The organism is Undibacterium sp. JH2W (genome assembly GCF_049340425.1).
Taxonomy (GTDB): Bacteria; Pseudomonadota; Gammaproteobacteria; order Burkholderiales; family Burkholderiaceae_D; genus Undibacterium.
Window position 1 is genome coordinate 1 of sequence record NZ_JBMPOT010000057.1, and the last position, 1,233, is coordinate 1,233.

1 protein-coding gene is annotated in these 1,233 nt (G+C 40.3%); it reads right to left on the reverse strand.

Annotated elements, in window-relative coordinates:
- Positions 1-243: 243 nt before the first annotated feature.
- Positions 244-636, reverse strand: coding sequence for a hypothetical protein (locus tag ACO0LC_RS29070; protein ID WP_423009735.1), 393 nt, complete (start codon positions 634-636; stop codon positions 244-246).
- Between the last annotated feature and the right edge of the window lie 597 nt (positions 637-1,233).

The window sequence follows — 1,233 nt, forward strand, 5'->3', positions numbered from 1 at the left end:
AATACTATTCATGAGATTACTCCTATGGCACTTTCGTGCTGGTTTTATAAAGATTCGCACCTCTATCAAACCGGGTAATCTCTCCTTTTGCAAGGACCTTCTGTCAGATCAAATCGAAACTAATACATTTAATTCCAACTAAATGTTTTCTTATACTGTTGACCACGCCTGAAAAAGCACCATGACATCCTGCAACAAAATCATGGACACAATGCAGTCTTGGTCAAGAATCATGGCTTGTTCTTAGGGGCTTGGAGTTAGCAACATATCTGTTGCCTTTTCTATCATAGTGGCCAGTTCTGGATCAGTTTGCATTTGATTTTGAATGTCCTCTACCATTTTAAAGAATCTGGGGTCTGCGATGAGTCTTTCCCCAAGCTCATCTAACAAAACTGATTCCAGAAATACCCGAAAGGCCTTCCTGCGCCTTTGAGGATCTTCCAATGGGATGCCGGCAACCCTTTTTACGATTAAATCTCCCAAGTCTTCTTTCTTCTTTGGGGATAATTTTTTATCTTTGGCCACTTCCTTTTTTACGCCATGCGTTGTCGCACGTGTAGCCTTGCTGGCTGTGCGCATTGAATCAATCTGGCTGCGGATAATACTTGCCAATTGGCCTGTGCTTTCAATTTTCATTGTTTTTGCTTATACAAACTGTTTGTCAGGTATTCCATTGAGTCGATAAAAAGTAGGGTGCCTTACCGTTGGTAAGATATTTTACGTCGAGATAGTTGAATTGATCGTTAATTGTCGAAGAGCCAGCAGTATTTTTGTTGCCCCCCATTTCCCCACTGAAATATGGAAACTCCTGCAGCAAATTTCTATGTAAAGTACTGCTACCTCACTCCGTACAACTCAAACAAAACTAAATTTAAACTTAAAAATGAGATTAATAATGTATTTTATTTTGAAATATTCAATCATACAGACTAAATAATGGAATTTGGATCTTTCTTCGATTTCACCTAAACAAATTCCCAAATGTTTGGACTATTGCTTCAAGAAACGACGCGTGTGCACAAGCCAGCGGCGTAAAGCAAACAATAAGTCAGAACATAAAAGGATGAATTCATGGTAGCGATCGTCAGCGGAAACAGCACAGGTCTGTGAGGTGTACTGTCAATAGCGGACACTCATGTTCTAAGCTGCCTGTGAGTGCCGATTAAAATTTTCAGCAAATAAGGCTGGCGATATATTGCCAAGACGCGAGTGACGTCGCTGGCGGTTATAAAA